Raw genomic sequence first — 23,523 nt, 5'->3', positions numbered from 1 at the left:
AAAGATGTTTGATCTCCGGTGCGCACAATTGCGGCTTCTCCATTGCTGTTATCTGCTGTATATTGCTGTTTTATGCTTTTTACTGCGGGATAAGCCCATGCACAAAGCGGCACGACAGCGCCATTTACTGGATTTGCTCAGCGAACGCGGGCAGGCGGCCGTGGCGGAATTGGCCGGCGCCATCGGCGTTTCGGTCGATACCGTGCGCCGCGATCTGGCCGACCTCGAGCAGCAAGGGTTGGCGCAGAAACATCACGGCGGGGCGATCGCGCTCGAACCGTCCGGCATGCCACGCCAGGCGCGCGCGGCGCTGTTGCCGAAGATCAAGCAGCGGCTCGGTCGCGCGGTGGCCGCGCAGATCCCGCCCGGCAGCACCCTGATGCTGGACGCGGGCAGTACGCTGTTGGCGGTGGCGCAGGCGTTGCGCGGCCCGGCGACGGTGATCACCGCTTCGCTGGATATCGCGCAGTGCTTGAGCGACAGGCCGGAGATCAACCTGATCCTGCTTGGCGGCCAATGGGATGCTCGCCAGCGGCTGTTCGCCGGCAGCGCCACCCTGGCGTTGCTGACGCGCTACCGCGCAGACATCGCCTTGCTGGGCGCCTGCGCGGTGCATCCTCAGCTGGGACTGAGCGCCGGCGAAGAGGCCGATGCAGAGGTCAAACGCGCCATGCTGGCCAACAGCGGCGAGCGCTGGCTGGTGGCCGACCATATGAAACTGGACCGCTGCGAACCGCATCACGTTGCGGACCTGGCGCAGATCCAACGTCTGTTTACCGATCGCCCGTGGGACAACCTGGACGAACAATCATTGATTGAACTTTGTGTCGTCGCCGACGACCGCTAGAGGAGAACACTGATGAACGATACCGCACAACCGTTGCAGGTGGCGCTGATTGGCTACGGCTTTGTCGGCAAGGCGTTTCACGCGCCGCTGATTAACGCGGTGCCGGGGCTGGAACTGAGCGTGGTGGCTTCGCGCGATGCCGCCAAGGTGCATGCCGATCTGCCGCACGTGCAGGTGATCGCCGATCCGCTGGAGGCCATCCGCCGACCGGAGGTGGATTTGGTGGTGATCGCCTCGCCGAACGACACCCATGCGCCGCTGGCGCTGGCCGCGTTGGAGGCGGGCAAGCACGTGGTAGTGGATAAGCCGTTTACGCTGGATTTGGCGCAGGCGCGCACGCTGATTGCGGCGGCGGAAAAACACGGCCGTCTGCTGTCGGTATTCCAGAACCGCCGCTGGGACAGCGATTTCCTGGGCGTGAAGCAGGTGATCGAACAGGGGCTGATCGGCAAGGTGACGCACTTTGAGTCGCACATCGATCGTTACCGCCCAGAAGTGCGGGTGCGCTGGCGCGAGCAGAACCTGCCGGGCAGCGGGCTGTGGTTCGATCTGGGGCCGCACATGGTCGATCAGGCGCTGCAGCTGTTCGGCTTGCCACACAGCGTGCAGGCCAACATCGCCACGCTGCGCCCCAACGCGCAGATTAACGACTGGGCCCATGTGGTGCTGAACTACCCGACGCACCGCGTGATCCTGCACGGCAGCATGCTGGTGGCGGGCGGCGTCTCACGCTTTACCGTGCACGGCGAGAAAGGCAGCGTGGTCAAAGCGCGCGCCGATGGGCAGGAGAGCCAGCTGCTGGCGGGCGTGACGCCGGGCTCGGCGGAGTGGGGCAAAGACGACGACGCGATGAGCCTGTTTATCGGCACGGAACCGGTGCGCACGCTGCCGACGCCGGATGGCGATCAGCGTCAATATTACGTCCAGGTGCGCGATGCGCTGCACGGCACCGGCAGTAATCCGGTTACCGCTTCGCAGGCGCTGGCGGTGATGGCGGTGCTGGAGGCGGCCACGCTGGCGGCGGAAACCGGTGTGACTCAGCCGTTGCCGCTTACCGAGGCGGAAATCGCCGCCTGGTAACGGCTCGCGTCAGATAAGGCGTCAGGCGCATGGATACAGTGCACACCGTGCGTCTTCCGCCATCCTACCCCCTGACATAGGCTAATCCTCAGTCTATGTCAGGAGTGTTTATCATGTTATCCCATCCTTCGCCGCAGGGCGTCCGCGGCATACTGGCCGCACTGTCTTTGAGCATGCTGCTGTCATCGCTCGGCATCAGCATCGCCAACGTCGGTTTACCGGTGCTCGCCACCGCATTCCATGCCTCGTTCCAGGCGGTGCAGTGGGTGCTGCTTTGCTATTTGCTGGCCGTCACCACCTGCATCATCGGCATCGGCCGTTTGGGCGACAGCCTTAATCGCCGCCGGCTGCTGTTGGCGGGCATCGCGCTGTTTACCGTCGCTTCGCTGGCTTGCGCGCTGGCCCCGCAGCTTTGGCTGTTGCTGGCGGCGCGTCTGGCGCAGGGGCTGGGGGGCGCGGTCATGATGTCGATCGCCATGGCGCTGGCGGGCGAGGTGCTGGGGACGGAAAAAATCGGCCGCGCGATGGGGCTGCTCGGCACCATGTCGGCGGTGGGCACCGCGCTGGGCCCGTCCTTGGGCGGCGCGCTGATCGCCGGCTTCGGCTGGCGGACGATATTTCTAATCAACCTGCCGCTGGGTCTGTTGGCGCTGTGGCTCGCCTGGCGATGCTTGCCGAATGGGCCGCGTGCGGCAACGCGCCGGGAACCGTTCGACCGTGCCGGCACGCTGTTGCTGGGCGGCGCATTGCTCTGCTATTCGCTGGCGATGACCCTCGGGCGCGGCGATTTCGGCGTGCTCAATCTGGTATTGATGCTGGGTGCTTTGTTGGCGGGGGCAATGTTTATCCGCACCGAGCGGCGCGCCGCCGCGCCGCTGTTGGCGCCGGCGATGTTCCGTCATCCGGCCCTGACGGCGGGGCTGGTGGCCAGTGCGCTGGTGATGACGGTGATGACCGCCACGCTGGTGGTCGGGCCGTTCTATCTGTCGCGTGCGCTGGGGTTAAGCGCCGCGCAGGTTGGGCTGGTGATGTCGGCGGGGCCGGCGGTGGCTATCCTGACCGGCATTCCGGCCGGCTATCTGGTGGATCGTTTTGGATCGCAGCGCATCGCCCAGCTTGGGCTGACGGCGGTGGCGGCCGGGGCGGCATTGCTGTCGCTGCTCAGCCGCGCCGGCGTGCTCGGCTATGTGGCGCCCATCGCACTGTTGACCGCCGGCTATGCATTGTTCCAGGTTGCCAACAACACGGCGTTGATGAAGGATCTGTTTCCCGAACGGCGCGGTTTGATCGCCGGAATGGTCAATCTGGCGCGCAATCTTGGGGCGATCACCGGCGCCTCGGCGATGGGGGCGCTGTTCTATCTGGCCTCGCAGCGGGTGGTGGGAACCGCCGCCGCCGCGGCTTACGGTATGCGCGTGACCTACGGGACGGCGGCGCTGTTGGCGTTGGCGGCGTTGCTCATCACCTTCGGCGGCCGCCGACTGATGCTGCGTTACGACGCGCGTTGAACCGCGTAACGTTCTTGCACGAAACCGTTGTCTGATTGAGTGACGGCGAGCAGGCGCAGGCGCTGCTCCGGGGCATCGGCGCCGAACAAGGGAATGCCGGCGCCCAACAGCAGCGGCACGCGCGTGATAGTCAGCTCGTCGATCAACCCGGCCTGTAGGAAGCGCTGGACGGTCTGGCCGCCGTCGATATACAGGTGACGGCAGCCTTGCTCGGCCAGCTGCGCCACGATGGCCGCCGGTTCGCCAGTCATCCAGCGAACGTGCCCGGTATCCTGTTGTGCGGGCGGCTGCGTCGACAGCACCACCACCGGCAGTTCGCCATAGGGCCACTCGGGAAAGGCGCGAACTTTCTCGTAGGTATGGCGCCCCATCACCAATGCGTCGATATCGGCGATAAACGCCTCATAGCTAAGCCCGTTGAGCAACGACACCGCATACTCGGGGCGCAGCAGCCAGTCGATGTCGCCGTCCGGGCCGGCGATGAATCCGTCTACGCTGGTGGCGATGTAAACCGAACATTTCATCAGGCGAGATCTCCCCGGTAAACCACATGCACCTTGTTGCCGTCAGGATCGCGCAGGTAAGCGCCGAAATAGCCTTTGCCGTAGTGCGCGCGTTCGCCGGGTTCGCCTTCACTGCTGCCGCCCGCCAGCAGGCCGGCGGCGTAGGCGCGCTTGACCTCCAGCTCATCGGCGGCGAGAAAGGCCAGCATGCTGCCGTTGCCGGCGCTGGCGGGCTGCCTGTCGAAGGGTTGGTAGGCATAGAAACGCGGCAGCGTTTGGCCCGGCCGCACCCAGCAGCGGGCAGCGGGGCCGCCGTCCGGCGTCACTTCCCGCCGCTGTAATCCCAACGGCAACAAAATGGCGTCGTAGAAGGCGGCGGCGGCGTCCAGATCGCTGACGCCGACGGTAATATGGCTGAACATGACGCTTCCTTTCCGAAGAGAGATGAAAGCATAAAACAGTAGCAGCGATGGGGCTGAATGGACAGAGCGCAACGGAGGATTCGGATTAAGGACGCGCGCAGGGGGATCGCGCGCTTCACGGTGTGCGGGGCAGGCCGCCGCTCAATTGCTCTCTACGCGCGGGTTGGCGTGAGTCGGCTGGCTGGGATAGTCCACTTGATGCTTATGCAGGTAATCGCGAATCAGCTGGCGTACCACCTGGGAAGGGGTAACGTCCTGCTGCAGGCACAGGTCTTCCAGGGCTTTTTTCTTGTCCGGGTCAATCAGCACCGTTAGCCGCGCCGTTTTCTTTTCCATCAGGATCCTCCAGAGAATGATAACTGAATGATAATACCACGTGGGCGAAGCGGCCAGCCAGACCGCGTCGCCGCTCGTCTTTAGCGGAAATACAGCCGCTCTATTTTGCGTGACAGGTAGCCGAGTTCGCAGTGGAACAGTTCACCGCTGCCGGCGGCCAGATTGCGCAGCGCGCTCAGCGGCAACGTCACCTGGGCTAGCGTGGCGTAAATAATCACGTTGCCGCTGGGCGCGACGCAAAACAGCACGGTGTTGAATACCCGGTGCAGGCTATGGTACAGCAGGCTGTTTTCGTCGGGCAGATCGTGGTAATTCAGCACCAGCCAGCCCCCGTCGTTCAGCCGCGCGGCGCAGTTTTCCAGGAAGGTCTGGCTGCCTTGTTGCGGATCCATGGCAAATGCCGAATAGAGATCGGAGAAGATCAGATCGTAGCGCGTCTCGGCAGGCGGGCGCACGAAGTCCATGGCATCGGCGGTGCGCAGGCTGATGGTGTCGGTGGCCGGCAGCGTAAAATAACGGCGTGCGACGGCGATCACCGCAGCGCGCAGCTCGACCACGTCCAGGCGCATCGCCGGATCGAGGGCGTGCAGCGCACGCAGCAGGCTGCCGCCACCCAGTCCCAGGATCAGCGCAGACGTCGGCGGCTGCCAGGCCACCGCCATCAGCATCGCTTTGATGTAGTTGTGGATCGGCTGCGCGGGGTTGCTGAGGCTCATCTTGCTCTGCTCGCAGATGCCGTCAAACCGCAGCGTGCGGTAGTCCTTGTGATCGGAAACGATGATTTCGCCCCAGGCGTCGGCTTCGCGGGCGATCACCTGGCCGCGCGGAGAGAAATCGAGGGTTCTGAGTAAGCTGTCAACCAGAGACATGGTATTCGCAGGGCTCCTTTGGCAAGCGGCCTATTTACGGGCGCACATGAAATCGGCGGTGCAAATGCGTTGGCCGTCGATGCTGGCACGGCCGGTAAAGCGGGCGATCGCCCCGCGCCGGCGCACAAAGGCGACCTCCATCAGCACCTGGTCGCCGGGGCGGGCGGCGCGATAAAACCGCGCCCGCTGGATGGCGGCGAAATAGTAATGTTCCCCTTCGTTCAGCGCCCCGAGATAGTAATGGGCCAGCAGGCCGGTACTTTGCGCCAGGGCTTCTACCAGCAGGACGCCGGGAAAACCCGCGAAGTGAGCGTGGCCGCTCCAGAACGTCGGCTCATTGGCGGTGATGTTCTTGATGGCGCTCAGCCGCCCTTCGGCAATGCAGGTGCCGGCGGGCAGCACGCGATCGACCAACAGGCAGGGATAACGATGAGGCAAAATCGCCTGAATATCGTTGAATTGCAGGGGGTGACCATTCAGTGGCATGGGGGCGCGTGATCCTGTCTGCGGCGAAACCGGTGCGATGGCCGGCGTTCAGTCCATGGTGAGTGTAATAACATTATAATAAAATTATCATCAGATGTGCCAGATGAAAGACATTACGGCGGAGAAACAGGCGAAGAATGGGGGAAAGGGAGGCAAGGCACCCGATCCTGGCGATCGGGTGTGGTAGCGCGCTGTTAGTGCTTGGAACGGGTGACCTTGTCCAGATAGCCCATCACGAAAGCGGACAGCACGAAGGTGAGATGGATGATCACATACCACATCAGCTTGTTGTCCGGGACGTTCTTGGCGTCCATAAACACCCGCAGCAGGTGAATGGAGGAAATGGCGACGATAGACGCGGCGACTTTGTTTTTCAGCGAGGTGGCGTCCATTTTGCCCAGCCAGCTCAGTTTTTCTTTCCCTTCGGTGATATCCAGCTGCGAGACGAAGTTTTCATACCCGGAGAACATCACCATCACCAACAGACCGCCTACCAGCGCCATATCGACCAGCGACAGCAGGGTCAGGATCAGATCGGCTTCCGCGACAGAAAAAATGTTGGGCAGGACGTGCAGGATCTCCTGAAAAAATTTAATAGACAGGGCGACCAGGGCCAGTGAAAGGCCGAAATAAACCGGTGCGAGCAACCAGCGGGAGGCGTACATCGCGTTTTCTAGCAAGCGTTCCATCATAAAATTGTTGTAAATGCGTGACCAAAAGGGCGATCAGTATAACGCAGGTAGCCCAGGCGAAATCAACCGCTTGCCAATGGCTTGGAGAAATTTGCGAATGGACGTTCGCTTCGAACGGGTTCATGACAATGATATCGCATGGGGATAAACTGCCGCGGTCTCTTGCCTTGCTACCGTTTGGTCAATCGCTGCTCAAAACTAAGGATGGTTATATGGTCGACAATGCGTTTATCACGAGAACGCGAGCCGTTAATGGCTGCTTTTCCATGTTTTTGCTGATGTTCCTGATTACATTTATTCCGTTGTTCATAGAGAACAGAGCCGCCTTGATGCGACAAGGGCTATTGCTGCCGTTGCTGTACGGAATGGAATTTGTCGCTATCTTTTCGTTATACCTGCTTTTTTTCCGCCGTAGAGAAGGATTGGGCAAAGGCGAGGTTAAACGCAACGATTTTGCGCTGCTGCTGTTCGCGCTGTTGGTGATTCAGTTTATTTTCCCGCGTTTGATGGGCGTGGAAAAAACGGAAACCTGGGTGATGGAGCAGGTGGCATTGCCCGGCGAGATTTTGGCGCTCAATGCCGCTTTGTTGGTTTTCGTCGTCCCCGTCTATGAAGAGATCGTATTTCGCGGCTGTTTGTTTAACGCACTGATGTATTGGTTTAACGATAAGGTGCTTTGGGCCGCGTTAACGGTGTCTGTCATCTTTGCCGTTTTGCATACCCAGTACACCGATTGGCGCACATTAGCAGCCCTGGTGCTCATCTCGTTGGTGTTAACGGCCGCCAGGGTGAGATCCAAAGGGATCTATTTGCCCATTGGGCTGCATATGACCATGAATGGCGTCGTGATGGCGGCCAGCTATGCGTTAAATTGAAGCTGTGCTTGCCGCCGGATGTTCAGTGCCTGGCTTTTTTACCGTCGCTGTGGCCGAGAGAGCGATCGGGGAAGCTGTGATCGCGCAGCCGCTGCTTCAGTTGCGCCGCATCGGGGAAGCCGCCGTCAATTTTGCGATCCCAAATCATCACGCCATCGACGCTGATTTGATAGACCCCGCCGGTGCCCGGCATCAGGGTGACGGAGGCGAGATCGTCGCCGAAGGTATTGAGCAGCTCTTGCGCCATCCAGCCGGCGCGCAGCAGCCAGTTGCATTGTGAACAGTAGTGGATCGTCACTGCGGGGGCATTTTTCATCGATGATCGACCGGTAGTGGTAACGGCTCGCAATCAGCCTGATGGACCTGCAAGCGATGGTGGCGTTGTCTCGCCAAATAGTCAAGCGTCTGCTGAGGCCAGAACGACGAGGGGGCCGAGTGTGCGTCACGGCCGCTTGCTTCCGGCAAACCATTCAACCCCACGCAGCATGCCCGCCCAATAAAACCGGGGTAAAAACCAGGCTTTCAGCCACCAGGCCAGACGGCTGGGCTGGGTTGCGTCGAGCAGGGGAAACGTGGGCAGCAATTTACCGTCATAGCCAAACTCCGCCAGCACAACTTTGCCTTTCTCAACCGTCAATGGACAGGAGCCATAACCATCATAATGGGCAGTGAGAGGCGCGCCATGAATCAGTGCCGCGACGTTTTCCGCCACCACCACCACCTGCTTTCTGGCTGCCGCCAGGGTTTTGGCGTTTGGCGTTGAGCAACAGTCGCCTACCGCAAAAATATCCGGCCAATGCTTATGCTGCAGCGTCAATTTATCCACATCGCACCAGCCGGATCCTTCCGCGAGCCCGCTTTGAGAAATAAACGCCGGGGCCGATTGCGGCGGTACGACGTGGAGCATATCGAAGGGCAGGGTTAACTCGCGTTTTCCTTCTTCATTTGTCTCTACGGCAAATGTCGCTTGCCGATTCTTGCCATCAACGCGGATTAAATTATGATTGAAATTGACCTGTGCACGGTATTTTCCCAAATACTCGGTCAACGGGGGGACAAATTGTGGAATGCCGAAAACCGCCGTGCCCGCAAGGCAGAAATTGACGTTAATATTATTCAGGATGCCTTGGCGGCGCCAGTGATCGCATGACAAATACAAGGCTTTTTGCGGTGCGCCGGCGCATTTTATGGGTAGCGTCGGTTGAGAAAATATCGCCTGGCCGCCTTTCATTTCCCGTACCAGTTGCCAGGTATATTCGGCAAGGTCAAAGCGATAATTAGAGGTGACGCCGTTTAATCCCAGGGTTTCTTCAAGCCCCTCTATTTTATCCCAGCGTAAAATGAGGCCACACGCAACAATAAGAAAGTCATAGTTTATTTTCTGTCCTTGGCGGGTCTCGACGTATTTTTGACTGGGTTCAACCCTGACAACGCTATCCTGTACCCATGCGGTTCCTGAGGGCAGGACAGCGCGCAGGGAACGCCGCGTTTTATTGATATCAAAGAGCCCGCCGCCCACCAGGGTCCACGCCGGTTGATAATAATGACAGTCGTTGGGCTCCACGACCGTTATATCGATGCCTTTAACTCGCTTCCTTATGCTTGCCGCGATACCTATTCCGGATGAGCCGCCGCCAATAACAACGACGCTTTTCTGGGTATTTATTTTTTCTGGTTTCATGCAGGCCTCCTTTCATAAGAAAGTAGGGGGTTGTCGCCCAGATTAAAAGCGAATTCATAGAACTTGTGGTTATATAAAAAATCACATATTCCATTTTGCTATATGTAATAACTAATCGAAATAAGTTATTTGACATTGCTGGGTAACTGATCGTTAATAAATGGCATGAGCATCATTGAGGGATTGGCGCAGTGGATTTTTTCCATTTCAGTTTTTATATCGTGATGCTGTTAGTGGTCACCGGGGGAATTGTGGGATTCCTCCTGGCCCTGACCGGCGGCGGCGGATCAATCGTCTGCGTGCCGTTATTGCTGTATATGGTGAAAGTGCCGGATACGCATTTGATTATAGGAACCAGCGCCATGTCGGTAGCCATTAACGCGCTGATCAACCTGGCAGCGCACGCTGCCAAAGGCAACGTCAGGTGGCAGACCGGGCTTGTCGTTTCGCTGGTTGCTGTCATGGGCGCGCTGGCGGGATCTCAGATGGGAAAAATCACGGACGGGCACTACTTAACCCTGCCGTTCTCCCTGTTGATGCTGGTTGTCGCCGGATTGACGCTGAAAAGAAATCACCTTGCAGGGTCCCCCTTGCCGTCCCCCCATGTTGCCATTCATCCCGCCATCGTATGGCCCAGCATCCTGGCCCTGGGGGGGCTGGCGGGCTTTCTGGGCATCGGCGGCGGATTTTTGGTTGTGCCGGCGCTGGTCTGGTTTTTCCGCTTCTCGATGGTTGAAGCGGTAGCAACCTCACTGGTGGTCGTGGCGGCCATGGGGCTGTCGACCAGCGCCAGCTATGCCATGTCCGGAAAGGTCTCGATCGCGATTACGTGCTGGCTCATCGTCGGCGGTGTTCTGGGCGGTGTGGTGGGGGTAGCGCTCGCCGAGCGCCTGAAAAAACGCGAGGACATCATCAATGTGCTCTATGCCCTTATGCTCCTGGCGCTGGCCCTGTATATGTTATTTAAAAGCCTATGAAACGGAAGGAAAAAAACATGCACATCCGCACTTACCACCCTCAGCTCTCCTTTTCGGGCGCGCCTGAAGCGCGTGATTTCAAGGCGCTGTCTCAACAGGGCTACCGCCTTATCGTCAACAATCGGCCGGACGAAGAGCCGGGGGAGTATCTTGACCATCAGCAAGAGAAAGCGTTGGCTGAACAAGAGGGGATGCGTTACGTCTATCTTCCTTATACGTTCGATACGCTGACCTGGGAGACCGTTTACACCTTCCAGTTTTTGTTGCGACAAGGCGAGAAGACTTTGGCGCACTGCAGAAGCGGGGCTCGTTCTGCCGGCCTTTCCCTGCTGTATGCGCTGCGCGAAGGTCAGATAGATGAAGCGCAATTTCGCCGCCAATGCGACGAATATGGCGCGGACGCCGATAAGGCGCTTGGCTGGTATGGCAAGCATCGGTCCGTGCGGGCCACTGCGGAAGTTCACGCGTTTTATGAGCCGGAAAGCGGCAGCCTGCAGTATGTGGTTGCCGATCCCGAGGCGCGCCGCTGTGCGATTATCGACCCGGTGCTGGATTTTGACCGCCGATCGGGCACGGTCTCGCATCAACAGGCCAACGATATTCTGAATTTTATCCGTCAGCGGGGGTGGGGTGTGGCCTGGGTGTTGGATACGCACCCGCACGCCGATCATTTTTCGGCCGCCACCTGGCTGGCGCAGAAAACCGGCGCCTTCATCGGCATCGGTGAAAAAATTACCGCCGTGCGGGAGATATGGGAAGAGATCTATAATTTAAAAGACCTGCCTCCCGCCAATACCGTCTGGGATGCGCTGTTTGCAGATGGGGACGTCTTTTTTATCGGCAACCTGCGCGCTGAAGTCTTACTGTCTCCCGGGCACACGCTGGCGTCCGTCACTTACTACATTGCGGATGCGGCGTTTATCCACGATACGTTTTTCATGCCGGACAGCGGCACGGCAAGGGCCGATTTCCCTGGCGGCAATGCGGAGGCCTTGTGGGATTCATTGCAGCGGATCTTGAGCCTGCCGGCGGATACCCGCCTGTTTACCGGCCATGATTACCGCCCGGCGGGGCGTGAGGCCCGCTGGGAAAGCACCGTGAGAGAGCAGCGCGAGAACAATCCCTGGGTGGTCAACATGGATAAATCCCGGTTTATTGCGCAAAGAAAGCAGCGGGACGCGACGCTGCCGCACCCGGAACTCATGCTGATGGCGCTGCAGGTCAATATTCGCGGCGGCGTTCTGCCTGATTGCGAAGATGACGGGCAGCACTACCTCAAAATTCCTGTTAATCGATTCAAGGCATGAGTCAAACAGCAAAATTTCAGGCGGAATAGACAGAAATCATCGGCGCCGGCAGCAGGGGCGTGGTGTCAGCGGTTGGATGTTTGTTTTGCGGCGATCCGGTTGATGCCATACAGCAAAATAACGCAGACGCCGCTCACGAGCAGCGAACGCAACAAGCCACTCCCCCCCAGGGGTAGGCCCCAGCTATCCAGCGCCATAAAGAGCGCAACGGTAAGCAGCACCGCCAGTGGCGCGCTCCACCAGCGGAACTGTATTTTGGAGAACATGTGCAGTTGCCCCTTCATTTTGCGTTGGTGGTCCGATCGTGTCTCGTTGATGACACGTAGGCGACCTGACCCTTTTTTTTATCATCCGCCGCCGCCGGGGCGGCTGTCAATCCGAATGAGATCGCGCCGTCTGTTAATTGTTTTTTATGAAATAATCATGCTGATTCATATTTAATTATTTGTTTTTACACAAAACACGCGGCGCTTGCCCTCACTGAATACAGTCACTACATTAACAACTGTACTTCCCATTCTGCTAAGGAAAACACCATGAAAGCTGCCGTAGTGACGAAAAACCATACCGTAGACATTCAGGATAAAGTGCTGCGCCCGCTGAAGCACGGCGAGGCGGCGTTGAAGATGGAGTGTTGCGGGGTGTGCCACACCGACTTGCACGTGAAAAACGGCGATTTCGGCGAGGTGCCGGGCATTACGTTGGGGCATGAGGGTATCGGCGTGGTCTCCGCCGTCGGTGAGGGCGTCACCTCGTTAAAAGTGGGTGACCGCGCCAGCGTCGCCTGGTTTTACCAGGGTTGCGGCCATTGCGAATACTGCGTCAGTGGCAACGAAACCCTGTGCCGTTCGGTGAAGAACGCCGGCTACAGCGTTGACGGCGGCATGGCGGAAGAGTGCATCGTGGTGGCGGACTACGCGGTGAAAGTGCCGGACGGGCTCGATTCTTTCGCCGCCAGCAGCATCACCTGCGCCGGGGTTACCACCTACAAGGCGGTGAAAATTTCCGATATCAAGCCGGGGCAGTGGATCGCCATCTATGGTCTGGGCGGTCTAGGCAACCTGGCGTTGCAGTACGCCAAGAACGTGTTTAACGCCAAAGTGATCGCCATCGACGTCAACGATGGCCAATTGGAATTCGCCAAACAGATCGGCGCCGATCTGACCATCAACTCCAAAACGCAAAATGCGGAGGAGATCATTCAGCAGCAAACCGGCGGCGCTCACGCGGCGGTGGTGACGGCGGTGGCGAAAGCCGCCTTCAACTCGGCGGTCAATGCGGTGCGCGCCGGCGGTAAAGTGGTGGCGGTGGGGCTGCCGCCGGAGAGCATGGATCTGAGCATTCCGCGCCTGGTGCTGGACGGCATTCAGGTGGTGGGTTCGCTGGTGGGCACGCGCGAAGATCTGAAAGAGGCGTTCCAGTTCGCCGCCGAAGGCAAAGTGACGCCGAAAGTGACTAAACGACCATTGGGCGATATCAATGCCATCTTCGACGAGATGAAGGCGGGCACCATCCGCGGTCGCATGGTGATCGATCTCGGCATGGCGAAATAAGCATCGCTAAAAAAGGCCACCCGCGGGTGGCCTTCTTGTTGTTATGCCCGGTTCAGAACAGGCCCAGCGGTTTGGCGTCGTAGCTGACCAGCAGGTTTTTCACCTGTTGATAGTGCGACAGCGCCGCCTTGTGGGTTTCACGCCCGATACCGGAGTTCTTGTAGCCGCCGAACGCGGCGTGCGCCGGGTACAGGTGGTAGCAGTTGGTCCACACGCGCCCGGCTTTGATCGCGCGGCCCATGCGATAGGCGCGATTGATGTCGCGGGTCCACAGCCCGGCGCCCAGCCCGAACTCGGTGTCGTTGGCCAGCGCCAGAGCCTCAGCCTCATCCTTGAAGGTGGTGACGCCAATCACCGGCCCGAAGATCTCCTCGCGGAAGAAACGCATGCTGTTATTGCCGGTAATCAACGTCGGCTGCAGGTAGAACCCGTTTTGCACTTCGTCGCCACGCTGGGCGGGTTCGCCACCCACCACGATTTTTCCTCCCTCGTTTTTAGCGATGTCGATGTAGGACAGGATCTTGTCATACTGCTGTTTTGACGCTTGGGCACCGATCATGGTCTCGGTATCGAAGGGATCGCCCTGGCGGATGGTGGCGATGCGTGCCAGTACTTTCTCCATAAACTGCGGGTAGATGGATTCCTGGATCAACGCGCGTGAAGGGCAGGTGCAGACCTCACCCTGGTTGAAGAAGCCGAGCACCAGCCCCTCAACCGCCTTGTCGATAAACTCCGGCTCCGCCTGCATGATGTCTTCAAAATAGATGTTCGGCGATTTGCCGCCCAGCTCGACGGTGCTGGGGATGATGTTCTCTGCCGCACAGGCGAGGATGTGGCGGCCGACCGGTGTGGAACCGGTGAACGCGATCTTCTCGATGCGTTTGCTGCGCGCCAGCGCTTCGCCGGCCTCGGCGCCGAAGCCTTGCACCACGTTGAGCACGCCCGGCGGCAGCAGATCGCCGATCTCTTCCATCAGCACGCTGATGCCGAGCGGGGTCTGTTCCGCCGGTTTCAGCACCACGCAGTTACCGCCCGCCAGCGCCGGCGCCAGTTTCCAGGCGGCCATCAGCAGCGGGAAGTTCCACGGAATGATCTGGCCGACCACGCCCAGCGGCTCATAGATATGGTAGGCCACGGTGTTCTGGTCTATCTCTGCCGCGGTGCCTTCCTGCGCGCGCAGGCAACCGGCGAAGTAGCGGAAATGGTCGACCGCCAGCGGCAGATCGGCATTCAGGGTTTCGCGGATCGGTTTGCCGTTGTCCCAGGTTTCGGTCAGCGCCAGCATCTCCAGCCGCGACTCGATGCGATCGGCGATCGCCAGCAGCACGTTGGAGCGCTCCTGCACGCTGGTTTTGCCCCAGGCGTCCGCCGCCGCATGCGCCGCGTCGAGCGCCAGTTCGATGTCTTTGGCGTCGGAACGCGGGAATTCGGCGATCGGCTGGCCGGTCACCGGCGAGGTGTTGGTGAAGTAGTTGCCGGATACCGGTTCGACGAATTTGCCGCCAATGTAGTTGCCATAGCGTTTGCGGAACGAGACCAGCGAGCCAGGCAAACCGGGGTGGACATATTTCATGTGAAGCACCTCTCTGCAGATGATAACCGGCGCTATTGCGCTGCGCCTGTGAGTGCGGCATGCCGCCGCAGCAGGGAGAAGCACGCCCCGTGCCAGATTGATGCATGGCGAAGACGCTCGTTAAAAGAGCTTATTTATTAGCGTTTTAAAAACAGATGTGGCTTGGCGAATCGAGCGGTTCCGCCGCCGGCGATGATTTTTTGTGTCCCGTGTCGCAACGCCTGATACACATCTGTGATACATATTTGCAACACTCGCGAACGGGGGAGAAACGCATGTTGCCTGACGACCGCTTGCCCACTGAGGGCGCCAGTTTGTTGACCCACCCGCTGGCGGAATCCTGGCAGCGCAGCCGGGGCTACGGCCTGGCGCGCGCCGACCAGCATATCTCGTTCATCAAAGCCGGGTTGCTCGAAGAGCGGCGCAGCCGCAACGACTGGGTGCCGCAACGGGTGCAGCCGCTGATCGAGCAGCTGGGCGCGCAAATTACGCGCCAGCCCGCCATTGTGGTCATTGCCGACGCCGATGGACTGGTGCTGGAAACCCGCGGCAACACCGATTTTCTGCATGAGGCATCGCGCTTTGCACTGGCGCCGGGCAACCCGTGGGGAGAAGCGGAGCGGGGCACCAACGCCATCGGCACCGCGCTGGCGCTGGGCGCGTTCTGCGAAGTGCGCGGCGACCAGCATTACCTCAACCAAAATGCCGGATTGAACTGCACCGCCGCGCCGATCTACCGACCGGATGGCCACATTGCCGGGATATTGAATCTTTCCGCACCCGCGCAGCGGCCGTATCGCGATGCACAGCACCTGATCATGCAGGCGGTGCGACATATCGAACACCGCTGGGTCAGAAGTGCGATCGCCGATCGTCACTGGACGCTGCGCCTGCACGCCGACGCCCGGAGCCTGGGCAGCGCGCAGGAGCTGCTGCTGGTGTTTCACGACGAAGTGCTGGTCGCCGCCAATCGGCTGGCGATGCTGGAGTTCCAGCTTTCACCGGCCGCATTCGGCGCGGTTGAGTTCGCCCAGCTGTTCCCCGACCTGCTGCGACATCCCTCCGGCGCACCGCACCAGACGCTGGCCGGCAATCAACGGCATTATTATTCGCTGCTTGAGGCGCCGCAGCGCCGCGTCAGCGCCCTGCGTTCTGCACCGCCGGCGCAAAGGCATGACGAGCAGCATCAGAAAGCGCTGCGCATTCTCAACGCCGGCCTTTCCCTGTGCGTGACCGGTGAAACCGGCTGCGGCAAGGAGCACTTCAGCCGACACCTGTTTCAAGAGAGCCGCTGGCGTAACGGCAACTTCGTGGCGATCAACTGCGCGGCGCTGCCTGAGCCGCTGATCGAGTCCGAGCTGTTCGGCTATGCCCCGGGGGCGTTTACCGGCGCCAACCCGAAAGGGTATATCGGCAAGATCCGCGAGGCGGACGGCGGCGTGCTGTTCCTCGATGAAATCGGCGACATGCCGGCGGGCCTGCAGACGCGGCTGCTGCGGGTGTTACAGGAAAAAACGGTCACGCCGCTCGGCAGCCGCAGCGCTTATCCGGTCGATTTCGCGCTGGTCTGCGCCACACACCACGATCTGCATCGGCAGGTACAGGCGGGGGCATTTCGCGAGGATTTGCTGTACCGCATACAGGAATACAGCCTGCGCATTCCGCCGCTCAGAGAGCGGGCGCAGCTGGAAGCCTTCATTTTGCAGCTGTGGCGAGAGCTGGGCGGCGAGCGGCGCGACATTCGCCTGCTGCCGGAGGCGCTGGCGATGCTGACGCGCTACCCGTGGCCCGGCAACGTGCGGCAGCTGTTGAGTACGCTCAAGGTGCTGCTGGCGCTGGCGGACGATCATGCGGTGCTCACTCTGGACGATCTGCCGCAGTCCATCGCGGTGCTGGCGCCGCGCCAGGAGAGCGCCGATACCGGCCTGGAGGAGCTGCAGGCGGCGATCGACACGGCGGGCGGCAACCTCAGCCGGGCGGCGAAGGCGCTCGGCGTTTCGCGCAGCACGCTGTACCGCAAGCTGGGAAGGCAGAAAGCGGTAGCGGAATGAAACGTCACGACCGATCATCAATAGCCGGCCCCTCGATGCGGGGCCGGTTCACGCCTTAGTCCCCCAGCCCCGGCGGGTTAATCTCGGAATGGGCGATCTTCTCGTCGCTCTCCGCCCAGCGATCCAGCACCTGCAGATAGCTGCCGTTGGCGATGGCGCCGTTGAGAGAAGCCTGCACCGCGTCCACCAGGCCGTTGCCTTTCTTCAGCGTGACGGCGATGTTGGCGGTCTTCGGCCAGCCACCGGGCACGATGCCCACCAATCGGGTCTTGCCGGTCAGCCGCGCCTGATAGGCGCCGGAGACGTTGGGGCCGAAGGTGGCGTCGGCGCGGCCGGACTGAATGGCCAGCGTGGAGGCGGCCTTGTCGGTGACGTACACCGGCTGCAGCGGTGCCAGTCCCTTGGCGCGGTTCTCCTTGTCCCAGGCCAGCAGCACCGCTTCCTGATTGGTGCCGGAATCGACGATGATCTTTTTGCCGGCGATATCCGGCGCGGTGTTGATCTGGGTGATTTTACTGTCGGATTTGACGTAGAACCCCAGCGTATCCTGGCGATAGGTGGCGAAATCGAATTTGGTCTTGCGTTCGTTGGTCACGGTGATGTTGTACACCGCGGCGTCATATTTGCCGGAGGCCACCCCCAGCGGCCAGTCTTCCCACGAGGTGGGCACCAGCTTGAGTTTCAACCCCAAACCGTCGGCCACCAGGCGCGCGATGTCCGCCTCGCTGCCGATCACCGTTTTATTGTCGCGCGCGTACAGGCCGAACGGCGGGCCGCTGCCCAGCAGGGAAATGGCCACCGTCAGCGTACCGGGTTCCACGAACCGGAAGCCGGCGGGGATTTTGGCCACGGCTTCGGCGCTTTTCGCCGTGTGGATAGGCGTTTCGTTGGCGACGATATCCACCCCTGGCGCGGCAGCGGCGGAAAAACTCAGCAGCGCCGCCATCACTATCATCTTTTTGCTATCTATCATTATGTTAATTACCTTCATTATTAGGATTGTCACAGGGTCGTTGCACTATCTCTGAAGGCCGCAGGTCTGTGAACGAACAAAATTCACTAACCAATCTTGGAAAAATCATGATGCGCCGCCGGCGCTGAGACACCGAGGATGAACCATGCTGTGGGCGCCGTTCGGCGAACAACGGCCGTGAAGGCGGCGGCGCTCAACGCCGCCACTCGGTTTACGCCGGATGCGCGTGATTCTCGTTGCCGCCAATCGCCAGATAATCCGTGTAGATTTGCGGCGCGCCGGAGAACGACGCCAGTGTTTTCCACTCGTCGTACATCCGTTCGGTATCCTGATGCTCCGCCACGAACCTGAGCGCTTGCTCGGTTGAGACGTCGAGATCTGGATGGAATGCGTTGAGCGACGCCAGGCTTTCAATGATCAGCATCACCGCGTACTGGTCCAGGCGGTTGCCGCTCTGGCCCTTCAGCAGGTGAAACTTCCAGCCTGGGTAGTCTTGCACGCGGTGGATGTTGTCGGTGATGAATCGTTCAAACCGCTGGGGCGAGACACGCGCTTTGAGCGCCAGGTTATGAATGCCGACGACACGTTGAATGCGCTCCTGTCCCGGTTGGTAGCGGTAATTGGGGCCGGGAGGCAACGAACTGCGACTATTCTCCGCCACCAGGCTGTAACAGGTGTAAAGGGTCGGCAGTTCGGCGAAGGTCGCGAAGGTTTTCCACTCCTCAATCAGTGCAGCTGCCTCCGGGCGCTGCCGCCAAAAGGCGTGCGCCTCATCGGTCAGCTCGCCGTTGCCGCCGATATAGCGTGCGTAGGTGGCGGCGTCCTTAGCCTGATAAACCATCAGGTACTGATTTTCACGTTCGCCGCGCAGGCCGCGCAGCAGCGTCCATTGCCAGCCGGGGTAGGCTGGGATGGCGACGCCTTTGCGGCGAACGAAATCCTCAAAGCGATCCGAGGCGATGCCTCTTTTCAGGTTGATCCCCACGTAGTGCAGGGAGAAAACCGGCGTTGTTGATACATTCATTTAACGATCCTCGCAAATTGAATCAGTGAGATGAGCGCGTCACGGCTCTGGCGCTGATGCTGACCAGCACCAGGCAGATCAGCGTGCAACCGAAAGCCAAAGTCAGAGAGGTGTACTTGGCGATAAAACCGATCAGCGCCGGGCCGGTTAATAAACCGATATAACCGACCAGCGTTACGGCGGGAAACGCCTGGCCAGGCGGTACCTGCTTTTGATTGCCGACGGCGTTGAACAGAATGGGAACGATGTTGGCGATGCCCAGGCCGACCAGCATCAGCCCGACGAAGGCGGACCAGGCCAGAGGGACGCTGACGGTCAACAGCAATCCCGTTGCGGCGCACAGGCTGCCGAACAGCAGAGTGCGGTAGCGCCCGATGGTGCCGATCAGCCGGTCGCCACACAGTCGCCCGCAGGCCACGGCGACGGCATACAGCGTGAACCCCATCCCAGCCTGCGATTTGGCCACGCCGCGTTCGGCATGAAGGAATAACGCCGACCAGTCGAGCATCGCCCCCTCGGTCAGGAACACGAAGAAACAGAGCAGTGCGATAAACAGGATCTTGCCGTGGGCCAGTGCCCACCGCGCGCTGCCCCGTCGCCGTTCGCCGATGCCGCCGTACGTGAGCAAGTCGCCGGCGACGATCGGCAACAGGATCGCGATGAGAATGGCGATCAGGCCGATGGCCAGGGCCGGGGCGAGGCCCGCCAGCAGCAACAGACTGACGCCGCCGGCGCCGGCAATGCCGCCAAGGCTGTAGAAGCCGTGAAAACCGGACATTTTCGCCTGGCCGCTCTCCCGCTCGACGATTATCGCCTGTGAGTTCATCGCCACATCCATGATGCCGTTGACGGCGCCAAATACCCCCAATGCCGCCCCCATCAGCAGCGGAGCATCGATTAACGCCAACAACGGCAAGTCGATGCACAGCAAGGCGCCTGCACCCAGCAACACGGTGCGGCACCCCAGCTTGGCGATCAGATAACCGGCGAAGGGCATGATCGCCATGGAGCCGGCGGCGAGGCAAAACAGCAGCAAACCGAGCGTGCCGTCATCGATGCCCAACCGTGCTTTTACGAAAGGGATCAGCGGCGCCCAGGCGGCCATGCCCAACCCGGCGAGGAAGAATATCGCTCGGGTGGCGATTTGCCGGCGATGATTCTCCGTGGCCTCACCGGTTAGCCAATGCAGCATCATGACGATCGGCTCTGTGCGACGGACAGATAGTCGGTATAAATTTGCGGCGAACCGGAAAATGACGCCAGTTGCTTCCACTCTTCATACATTTGTTTGGTGTCGCGATGCGCTTTGGCGAAGGTTGTCGCTTCGGCGGTGGCGATGTCGGGTTCCGGGTAGAACACGTCCAGCGCCGCCAGGCTGGCGATTTCCATCATGACCGCGTACTGGTCGAGCCGATTGCCGCGCTCTCCCTTGAGCAAATGAAACTTCCAGCCCGGATAATCTTCAATGCGATGGTGATTCTCGGCGATAAAACGTTCGAACTGCGCCGGCGTCACGCCCTCGCGCAGCGCCAGATTGTGGATGCCGATAATGCGTGCTTCGGGTGCCTCTCCGGGCCGTTCTTGAAAACGCGGGCCACTCGGCACGTCACTTCTTTCATTCTCCGCCAGCAGACGATAATCGCTGAACAGCGTCGGCAGCAGACTGTAGGTGCCCAGTTTTCGCCATTCGGCGAGGATTTCCTGCGCATCGGCATGCTGACGCCAGAATTCGTGCGCTTGCGCCGTTCTCTGTCCGGTAGCGGTAACGTAACGATCGCGCTGCTCGGGGCTGTCAATCTCGTACAGCATCAGGTATTGCCCGACGCGCTCGCCGCGCAGGCCGCGCAACAACGTCCAGCGCCAGCCGGGATAACAGGGGATATGTACGCCTTTTTCGCGGACAAAGGTTTCAAACTGTTGTTGCGTTACGCCGGCTTCGGTATCGATGCCGATGTAATAGAAGCTGAATACCGGTTTAGGTTTGGAGGCGGTTGTGGTCATCATTCACTCCTGATGGGGGAATTCTGCGGAAAATTGGGTATTGATAATGGCTTCAACCAGCGTGACGCCGATGGGCGTTAGCCTGACGCACGGGCCATCGACGGTGACCAACGCTTTATCCACCAAAGTTTTCAACGTGTGGCGGATGACCGGGTTAGCAAACAGACTGTTGCCGTCAAAGCGCCGTTTAAACACCCGATCGTCCACCGGCAGCAAGGTGGAGAGCGCCATTTTGAAAGCGTTCACTTCGCGCTGGATCGGAGAGAAACCGCGGCTTTCCTCGATGGGCAGCCGATCTTCGTTGAGCGCGTCCTTGTATTTCTTGTAACCGGTGAGGTTGATGGCTTCGGATCGCGTCGATTTGGAACTGCCGCCCAAACCGATCGCCACTTCCGGATACTGTTTGTCGAGATCGGTGATCAGCGCCTTCCACTTTTCCGGTTGTTGATCATTGCGGTGAAAGTACATGGTGGGGTGTTCGGTATAGCCGTCGTTCAGGTATCTTTCGACCAGTTCGCGCATTTGGTACTGCTTGCCCAATCCTGGGAAGCGCATGTTATTGACACTGATCAGCCCCTTTTTCTGCCACAGGCTTTCGCGTTCGCCCGAGACGCCGGTGCGATTTTTAATAAACTCATCCATGTGCAGCTTGGTGCAGACGACATGTGACAGATCCAGCGCAAGGGTCTTTTCCATGTCGTATTTTACGTCGTCCACGCTTTGCCCCAGCATGCCATAGATGAGATCCACGCTGACCCAATCGATGCCGAGTGCACGCGCATGATAAATGGTTTCCACGCATTCCTCGGCCGAATGCATGCGCCCGCAGGCGGTGATGATGTCATCATTGAAGGACTGGGTACCGAAGCTGATTTTGCTGAAGCCGAGCTCTTTCAACAGCGTCAGATAGGCTTTATTCAGGGTGCCTGGCTCTCCTTCGAAACGCAGGGTGGCGTTAGCGAAGTTAAAGTGGCTGTAGTAGAAGGCCATCATACGGCGTAGTTCCGGCTCCGGCAGCAGGGACGGCGTGCCGCCGAAGACGTTGAACTCGCCGATTTCCACCTCGGCCAGGCTGGGCACGCGCGCCAGCCACATTCGAGCCTCTTTGATATTGAAGTCGACCAAATCGCGGAATACCTCCTGAGAGGCGGGCGCCTTGGGATTGAGTATCACCGTGGGGTACTGGCAAAAATGGCAGCGATAGCGGCAGGTTGGGATATAGGCCCAGAGATGGATTTTGCCCGCCTGACGAATGTCGGCTTCCATGTCGGTAAAAAACGCGGACAGCGGATAGTCGACGATATCGCCGGGGAACACGTGACAGCCGAACGGATCCTTATGCACATACTCCAGAAAGGCCCGGTTTTGCGGTTGCGCCAGGAAAGCGTTCACCTGCGGCGTAGGGTAGTTTTCATCGATATCCAATAACGATTGCAAGGCTTCGTCATTCATCAGAAGACCCCTCCATTACCGAAATAGTTATGTGCTTCGCCGGACTCGCGGTCTTCACAGAAGTAATAAACAAAGCGGGGGAAATCATCGTCGTTGACCGCGTCGAAACAGGCCGGCAATGTGGGCGGGAAACCGATATCGTCACCGACGGCGCGGCGCATGACGGCAAACAGCGCATCGCGAAACTCAAGGTAGAGCCGATAGGCGGGGGTTTTGTAGGCATGAATTGGTTTGAAATCGATGATGCGCATCTCGTGTTTCAGTTCGTGAATGCGGCGGTAGAGGCGGTCGGCCAGCGGGCCGGAGAAGAAATCGCGCACTTCGCTGTTTTCCAACAGCAGATACGGGTTGAGCAGCACGGGCAGTAAGATATTCTTGGGCGTGTAGTCCTTGACCGAGTAATCCCAGGCCAGTTTCGCCTCCGCCGGTGTGGCGTCCGCCAGTACGGTTTTCTGCCGCTCAACGTCCGGCCGGACGTCTTTCATGATAATGATGCCGTCTTTGCCGTAGGCGATGCCGTTGATTACCTCGTCGAGGAGGGTGTCGACCCGACGGCTGTTGATCTCAACGTAAGCATGCCGGGCGTAAACCGGTTTGCCGCCGTAGGCGATAACCTTAATGCCGAAATCCCAGTCGTCGGACAGGTGCTCGACAAAACGACCGTTGTTGAGCTGATAGAAGATTTCAATGCCGCCTACCGCGTCATACAGGCTGCGCTCCACCCCGAACCCTTTGCCGTCGGGGAAGCCGCCGAACAGGGAGAATGAGAATTCACGCAGACGCAGCGTTTTTTGGATCTCGCGGAACAGGTTGGGGCGTTGCTCAAAATCTACGGGGTTGTAGTAATAGTTGCAGGTGCCCAGGTCACCTTGTTGATCGAGCATGGTATTCACCAGTTCGTAAAGCCAAAATGTATCCACGGTGCAATCGGCATCGGCGGAAACGATATAGTGCTTGCGTTTTTTTCCCAGCCGGCTATCGCGGGCTTTGGATCGCAGCGACGCATAATCCATACCGCGTTTTCTGGCCGAAGAGACCCCCTGTACCTTCTCGTCGATAACAAGAATATCCATAACCGGATGTCTTTCACTAAAAGCATTTATTTTAGCGACGGAGTCATCGGTGGAGTTATTATCGACAATAATCAGCTCGTAAGTGTCGTGGGTGATTAATTCATTCTTGGTATTCTGATTGAATAGAGAAAGCAAAACCGCCTCGATACGGTCGCTTTCATTATAAACGGGCAGTACGACAGACACAAAAACAGTATCACGCATAAATCCTCCAGGGCTAATGAAAGTCCACAGTTAGAA

At 59.4% G+C, this 23,523-nt stretch carries 24 protein-coding genes; 8 read left to right on the top strand and 16 right to left on the bottom strand.

All coding sequences use genetic code 11. The features are described from left to right. The first annotated feature begins 97 nt into the window (after positions 1–97). The 3 genes from FHU12_RS09365 to FHU12_RS09355 all read left to right on the top strand — a co-directional run bounded on the left by FHU12_RS09365 (position 98) and on the right by FHU12_RS09355 (position 3,435). Positions 98–847, top strand: a complete 750-nt coding sequence (locus FHU12_RS09365) for a DeoR/GlpR family DNA-binding transcription regulator (RefSeq protein ID WP_141968950.1) — start codon at positions 98–100, stop codon at positions 845–847. Between the two features lie 12 nt (positions 848–859). Continuing rightward, positions 860–1,927, top strand: coding sequence for an oxidoreductase (locus FHU12_RS09360; protein ID WP_141968948.1), 1,068 nt, complete (start codon positions 860–862; stop codon positions 1,925–1,927). Between the two features lie 113 nt (positions 1,928–2,040). Beyond that, entirely contained in the window at positions 2,041–3,435 is a 1,395-nt protein-coding gene (locus tag FHU12_RS09355; RefSeq protein WP_141968946.1) for an MFS transporter, read from the top strand. Here the strand turns inward: FHU12_RS09355 and FHU12_RS09350 are convergent. The 6 genes from FHU12_RS09350 to FHU12_RS09325 all read right to left on the bottom strand — a co-directional run bounded on the left by FHU12_RS09350 (position 3,420) and on the right by FHU12_RS09325 (position 6,740). Then, positions 3,420–3,959 (bottom strand): dihydrofolate reductase family protein, encoded by a 540-nt coding sequence (locus FHU12_RS09350; protein WP_185742292.1) that lies wholly within the window; start codon positions 3,957–3,959, stop codon positions 3,420–3,422. The genes FHU12_RS09355 and FHU12_RS09350 overlap by 16 nt on opposite strands. After that, on the bottom strand, positions 3,959–4,360 hold the full coding sequence (locus FHU12_RS09345) for a VOC family protein (protein ID WP_063989835.1): 402 nt from the start codon (positions 4,358–4,360) through the stop codon (positions 3,959–3,961). Before FHU12_RS09345 ends, FHU12_RS09350 begins: the two co-directional genes overlap by 1 nt. A 141-nt stretch (positions 4,361–4,501) precedes the next feature. Beyond that, on the bottom strand, positions 4,502–4,696 hold the full coding sequence (locus FHU12_RS09340; protein WP_038872997.1) for a ribbon-helix-helix protein: 195 nt from the start codon (positions 4,694–4,696) through the stop codon (positions 4,502–4,504). Between the two features lie 80 nt (positions 4,697–4,776). After that, positions 4,777–5,565 (bottom strand): spermidine synthase, encoded by a 789-nt coding sequence (locus FHU12_RS09335; protein WP_141968942.1) that lies wholly within the window; start codon positions 5,563–5,565, stop codon positions 4,777–4,779. 30 nt (positions 5,566–5,595) lie between these two features. Then, complete coding sequence (gene fabZ / locus FHU12_RS09330) at positions 5,596–6,051, bottom strand: 3-hydroxyacyl-ACP dehydratase FabZ (protein WP_038873003.1); 456 nt, start codon at positions 6,049–6,051, stop codon at positions 5,596–5,598. A 194-nt stretch (positions 6,052–6,245) separates the two neighbouring features. Continuing rightward, the gene (locus FHU12_RS09325) at positions 6,246–6,740 is read right to left on the bottom strand and encodes a TIGR00645 family protein (RefSeq protein WP_025302805.1); all 495 of its coding nucleotides are present in this window, start codon (positions 6,738–6,740) and stop codon (positions 6,246–6,248) included. 215 nt (positions 6,741–6,955) lie between these two features. On the opposite strand from FHU12_RS09325, the gene FHU12_RS09320 reads away from it, so the two are divergent. Then, a complete protein-coding gene (locus FHU12_RS09320; protein WP_141968940.1) occupies positions 6,956–7,618 on the top strand; it encodes a CPBP family intramembrane glutamic endopeptidase in 663 nt (220 codons plus the stop codon). 22 nt (positions 7,619–7,640) lie between these two features. Here FHU12_RS09320 and FHU12_RS09315 read toward each other — a convergent pair whose 3' ends face one another. Both FHU12_RS09315 and FHU12_RS09310 read right to left on the bottom strand, forming a co-directional pair. After that, positions 7,641–7,934, bottom strand: coding sequence for an Rdx family protein (locus FHU12_RS09315; protein WP_004928553.1), 294 nt, complete (start codon positions 7,932–7,934; stop codon positions 7,641–7,643). A 126-nt stretch (positions 7,935–8,060) separates the two neighbouring features. Next, complete coding sequence (locus FHU12_RS09310; protein ID WP_141968938.1) at positions 8,061–9,299, bottom strand: NAD(P)/FAD-dependent oxidoreductase; 1,239 nt, start codon at positions 9,297–9,299, stop codon at positions 8,061–8,063. Positions 9,300–9,490: 191 nt separating this feature from the next. On the opposite strand from FHU12_RS09310, the gene FHU12_RS09305 reads away from it, so the two are divergent. Beyond that, positions 9,491–10,276: a sulfite exporter TauE/SafE family protein gene (locus tag FHU12_RS09305; RefSeq protein ID WP_141968936.1), complete on the top strand. Its 786-nt coding sequence runs from the start codon at positions 9,491–9,493 to the stop codon at positions 10,274–10,276. A gap of 17 nt (positions 10,277–10,293) precedes the next feature. Next, entirely contained in the window at positions 10,294–11,583 is a 1,290-nt protein-coding gene (gene blh / locus FHU12_RS09300; protein WP_141968933.1) for a bifunctional sulfur transferase/dioxygenase Blh, read from the top strand. A gap of 65 nt (positions 11,584–11,648) precedes the next feature. Here blh and FHU12_RS09295 read toward each other — a convergent pair whose 3' ends face one another. Further along, positions 11,649–11,849, bottom strand: coding sequence for a hypothetical protein (locus FHU12_RS09295; protein ID WP_141968931.1), 201 nt, complete (start codon positions 11,847–11,849; stop codon positions 11,649–11,651). Positions 11,850–12,119: 270 nt separating this feature from the next. Here FHU12_RS09295 and adhP point away from each other — a divergent pair, with 270 nt between their 5' ends. Further along, positions 12,120–13,136 (top strand): alcohol dehydrogenase AdhP, encoded by a 1,017-nt coding sequence (gene adhP, locus FHU12_RS09290; RefSeq protein WP_004928541.1) that lies wholly within the window; start codon positions 12,120–12,122, stop codon positions 13,134–13,136. Positions 13,137–13,188: 52 nt separating this feature from the next. Here the strand turns inward: adhP and exaC are convergent, their stop codons facing one another. Then, entirely contained in the window at positions 13,189–14,709 is a 1,521-nt protein-coding gene (exaC, locus tag FHU12_RS09285) for an acetaldehyde dehydrogenase ExaC (protein WP_110157812.1), read from the bottom strand. Between the two features lie 275 nt (positions 14,710–14,984). Here exaC and FHU12_RS09280 point away from each other — a divergent pair, with 275 nt between their 5' ends. Continuing rightward, entirely contained in the window at positions 14,985–16,760 is a 1,776-nt protein-coding gene (locus tag FHU12_RS09280; protein ID WP_141968929.1) for a sigma-54-dependent Fis family transcriptional regulator, read from the top strand. Positions 16,761–16,815: 55 nt separating this feature from the next. Here FHU12_RS09280 and FHU12_RS09275 read toward each other — a convergent pair whose 3' ends face one another. The 6 genes from FHU12_RS09275 to FHU12_RS27285 all read right to left on the bottom strand — a co-directional run bounded on the left by FHU12_RS09275 (position 16,816) and on the right by FHU12_RS27285 (position 23,487). Next, on the bottom strand, positions 16,816–17,733 hold the full coding sequence (locus FHU12_RS09275; RefSeq protein ID WP_141968928.1) for an ABC transporter substrate-binding protein: 918 nt from the start codon (positions 17,731–17,733) through the stop codon (positions 16,816–16,818). A 211-nt stretch (positions 17,734–17,944) separates the two neighbouring features. Further along, positions 17,945–18,757, bottom strand: coding sequence for a hypothetical protein (locus tag FHU12_RS09270; RefSeq protein ID WP_141968925.1), 813 nt, complete (start codon positions 18,755–18,757; stop codon positions 17,945–17,947). Positions 18,758–18,779: 22 nt separating this feature from the next. Continuing rightward, positions 18,780–19,952 carry an MFS transporter gene (locus FHU12_RS09265; protein WP_141968923.1) on the bottom strand — a complete coding sequence of 391 codons (1,173 nt, stop codon included), beginning with the start codon at positions 19,950–19,952 and terminating at the stop codon, positions 18,780–18,782. Then, entirely contained in the window at positions 19,949–20,758 is an 810-nt protein-coding gene (locus FHU12_RS09260; protein WP_141972943.1) for a hypothetical protein, read from the bottom strand. The genes FHU12_RS09265 and FHU12_RS09260 overlap by 4 nt, the downstream gene beginning before the upstream one ends. A 3-nt stretch (positions 20,759–20,761) precedes the next feature. Continuing rightward, a complete protein-coding gene (locus FHU12_RS09255) occupies positions 20,762–22,210 on the bottom strand; it encodes a radical SAM protein (protein WP_141968921.1) in 1,449 nt (482 codons plus the stop codon). Then, on the bottom strand, positions 22,210–23,487 hold the full coding sequence (locus tag FHU12_RS27285; protein ID WP_202669480.1) for a glycosyltransferase family 2 protein: 1,278 nt from the start codon (positions 23,485–23,487) through the stop codon (positions 22,210–22,212). Before FHU12_RS27285 ends, FHU12_RS09255 begins: the two co-directional genes overlap by 1 nt. Positions 23,488–23,523: the final 36 nt, after the last annotated feature.

Origin of the sequence: Serratia marcescens (genome assembly GCF_006715005.1) — a bacterium.
GTDB lineage: Bacteria > Pseudomonadota > Gammaproteobacteria > Enterobacterales > Enterobacteriaceae > Serratia > Serratia montpellierensis.
This window is presented reverse-complemented; position numbering and strand designations above follow the sequence as displayed.

What these genes read in the sequence shown, in the direction of transcription:
- FHU12_RS09340 (WP_038872997.1), bottom strand. Translation starts at nt 4,696, where the DNA reads ATGGAAAAGAAAACGGCGCGGCTAACGGTGCTGATTGACCCGGACAAG.
- FHU12_RS09295 (WP_141968931.1), bottom strand. Translation starts at nt 11,849, where the DNA reads ATGTTCTCCAAAATACAGTTCCGCTGGTGGAGCGCGCCACTGGCGGTG.
- FHU12_RS09255 (WP_141968921.1), bottom strand. Translation starts at nt 22,210, where the DNA reads ATGAATGACGAAGCCTTGCAATCGTTATTGGATATCGATGAAAACTAC.
- FHU12_RS09365 (WP_141968950.1), top strand. Translation starts at nt 98, where the DNA reads ATGCACAAAGCGGCACGACAGCGCCATTTACTGGATTTGCTCAGCGAA.
- FHU12_RS09280 (WP_141968929.1), top strand. Translation starts at nt 14,985, where the DNA reads ATGTTGCCTGACGACCGCTTGCCCACTGAGGGCGCCAGTTTGTTGACC.
- FHU12_RS09265 (WP_141968923.1), bottom strand. Translation starts at nt 19,952, where the DNA reads ATGATGCTGCATTGGCTAACCGGTGAGGCCACGGAGAATCATCGCCGG.
- FHU12_RS09260 (WP_141972943.1), bottom strand. Translation starts at nt 20,758, where the DNA reads ATGACCACAACCGCCTCCAAACCTAAACCGGTATTCAGCTTCTATTAC.
- FHU12_RS09355 (WP_141968946.1), top strand. Translation starts at nt 2,041, where the DNA reads ATGTTATCCCATCCTTCGCCGCAGGGCGTCCGCGGCATACTGGCCGCA.
- FHU12_RS27285 (WP_202669480.1), bottom strand. Translation starts at nt 23,487, where the DNA reads ATGCGTGATACTGTTTTTGTGTCTGTCGTACTGCCCGTTTATAATGAA.
- FHU12_RS09325 (WP_025302805.1), bottom strand. Translation starts at nt 6,740, where the DNA reads ATGGAACGCTTGCTAGAAAACGCGATGTACGCCTCCCGCTGGTTGCTC.
- FHU12_RS09345 (WP_063989835.1), bottom strand. Translation starts at nt 4,360, where the DNA reads ATGTTCAGCCATATTACCGTCGGCGTCAGCGATCTGGACGCCGCCGCC.
- exaC (WP_110157812.1), bottom strand. Translation starts at nt 14,709, where the DNA reads ATGAAATATGTCCACCCCGGTTTGCCTGGCTCGCTGGTCTCGTTCCGC.
- fabZ (WP_038873003.1), bottom strand. Translation starts at nt 6,051, where the DNA reads ATGCCACTGAATGGTCACCCCCTGCAATTCAACGATATTCAGGCGATT.
- FHU12_RS09335 (WP_141968942.1), bottom strand. Translation starts at nt 5,565, where the DNA reads ATGTCTCTGGTTGACAGCTTACTCAGAACCCTCGATTTCTCTCCGCGC.
- FHU12_RS09275 (WP_141968928.1), bottom strand. Translation starts at nt 17,733, where the DNA reads ATGATAGATAGCAAAAAGATGATAGTGATGGCGGCGCTGCTGAGTTTT.
- FHU12_RS09320 (WP_141968940.1), top strand. Translation starts at nt 6,956, where the DNA reads ATGGTCGACAATGCGTTTATCACGAGAACGCGAGCCGTTAATGGCTGC.
- FHU12_RS09315 (WP_004928553.1), bottom strand. Translation starts at nt 7,934, where the DNA reads ATGAAAAATGCCCCCGCAGTGACGATCCACTACTGTTCACAATGCAAC.
- FHU12_RS09350 (WP_185742292.1), bottom strand. Translation starts at nt 3,959, where the DNA reads ATGAAATGTTCGGTTTACATCGCCACCAGCGTAGACGGATTCATCGCC.
- blh (WP_141968933.1), top strand. Translation starts at nt 10,294, where the DNA reads ATGCACATCCGCACTTACCACCCTCAGCTCTCCTTTTCGGGCGCGCCT.
- FHU12_RS09360 (WP_141968948.1), top strand. Translation starts at nt 860, where the DNA reads ATGAACGATACCGCACAACCGTTGCAGGTGGCGCTGATTGGCTACGGC.
- FHU12_RS09310 (WP_141968938.1), bottom strand. Translation starts at nt 9,299, where the DNA reads ATGAAACCAGAAAAAATAAATACCCAGAAAAGCGTCGTTGTTATTGGC.
- FHU12_RS09270 (WP_141968925.1), bottom strand. Translation starts at nt 18,757, where the DNA reads ATGAATGTATCAACAACGCCGGTTTTCTCCCTGCACTACGTGGGGATC.
- adhP (WP_004928541.1), top strand. Translation starts at nt 12,120, where the DNA reads ATGAAAGCTGCCGTAGTGACGAAAAACCATACCGTAGACATTCAGGAT.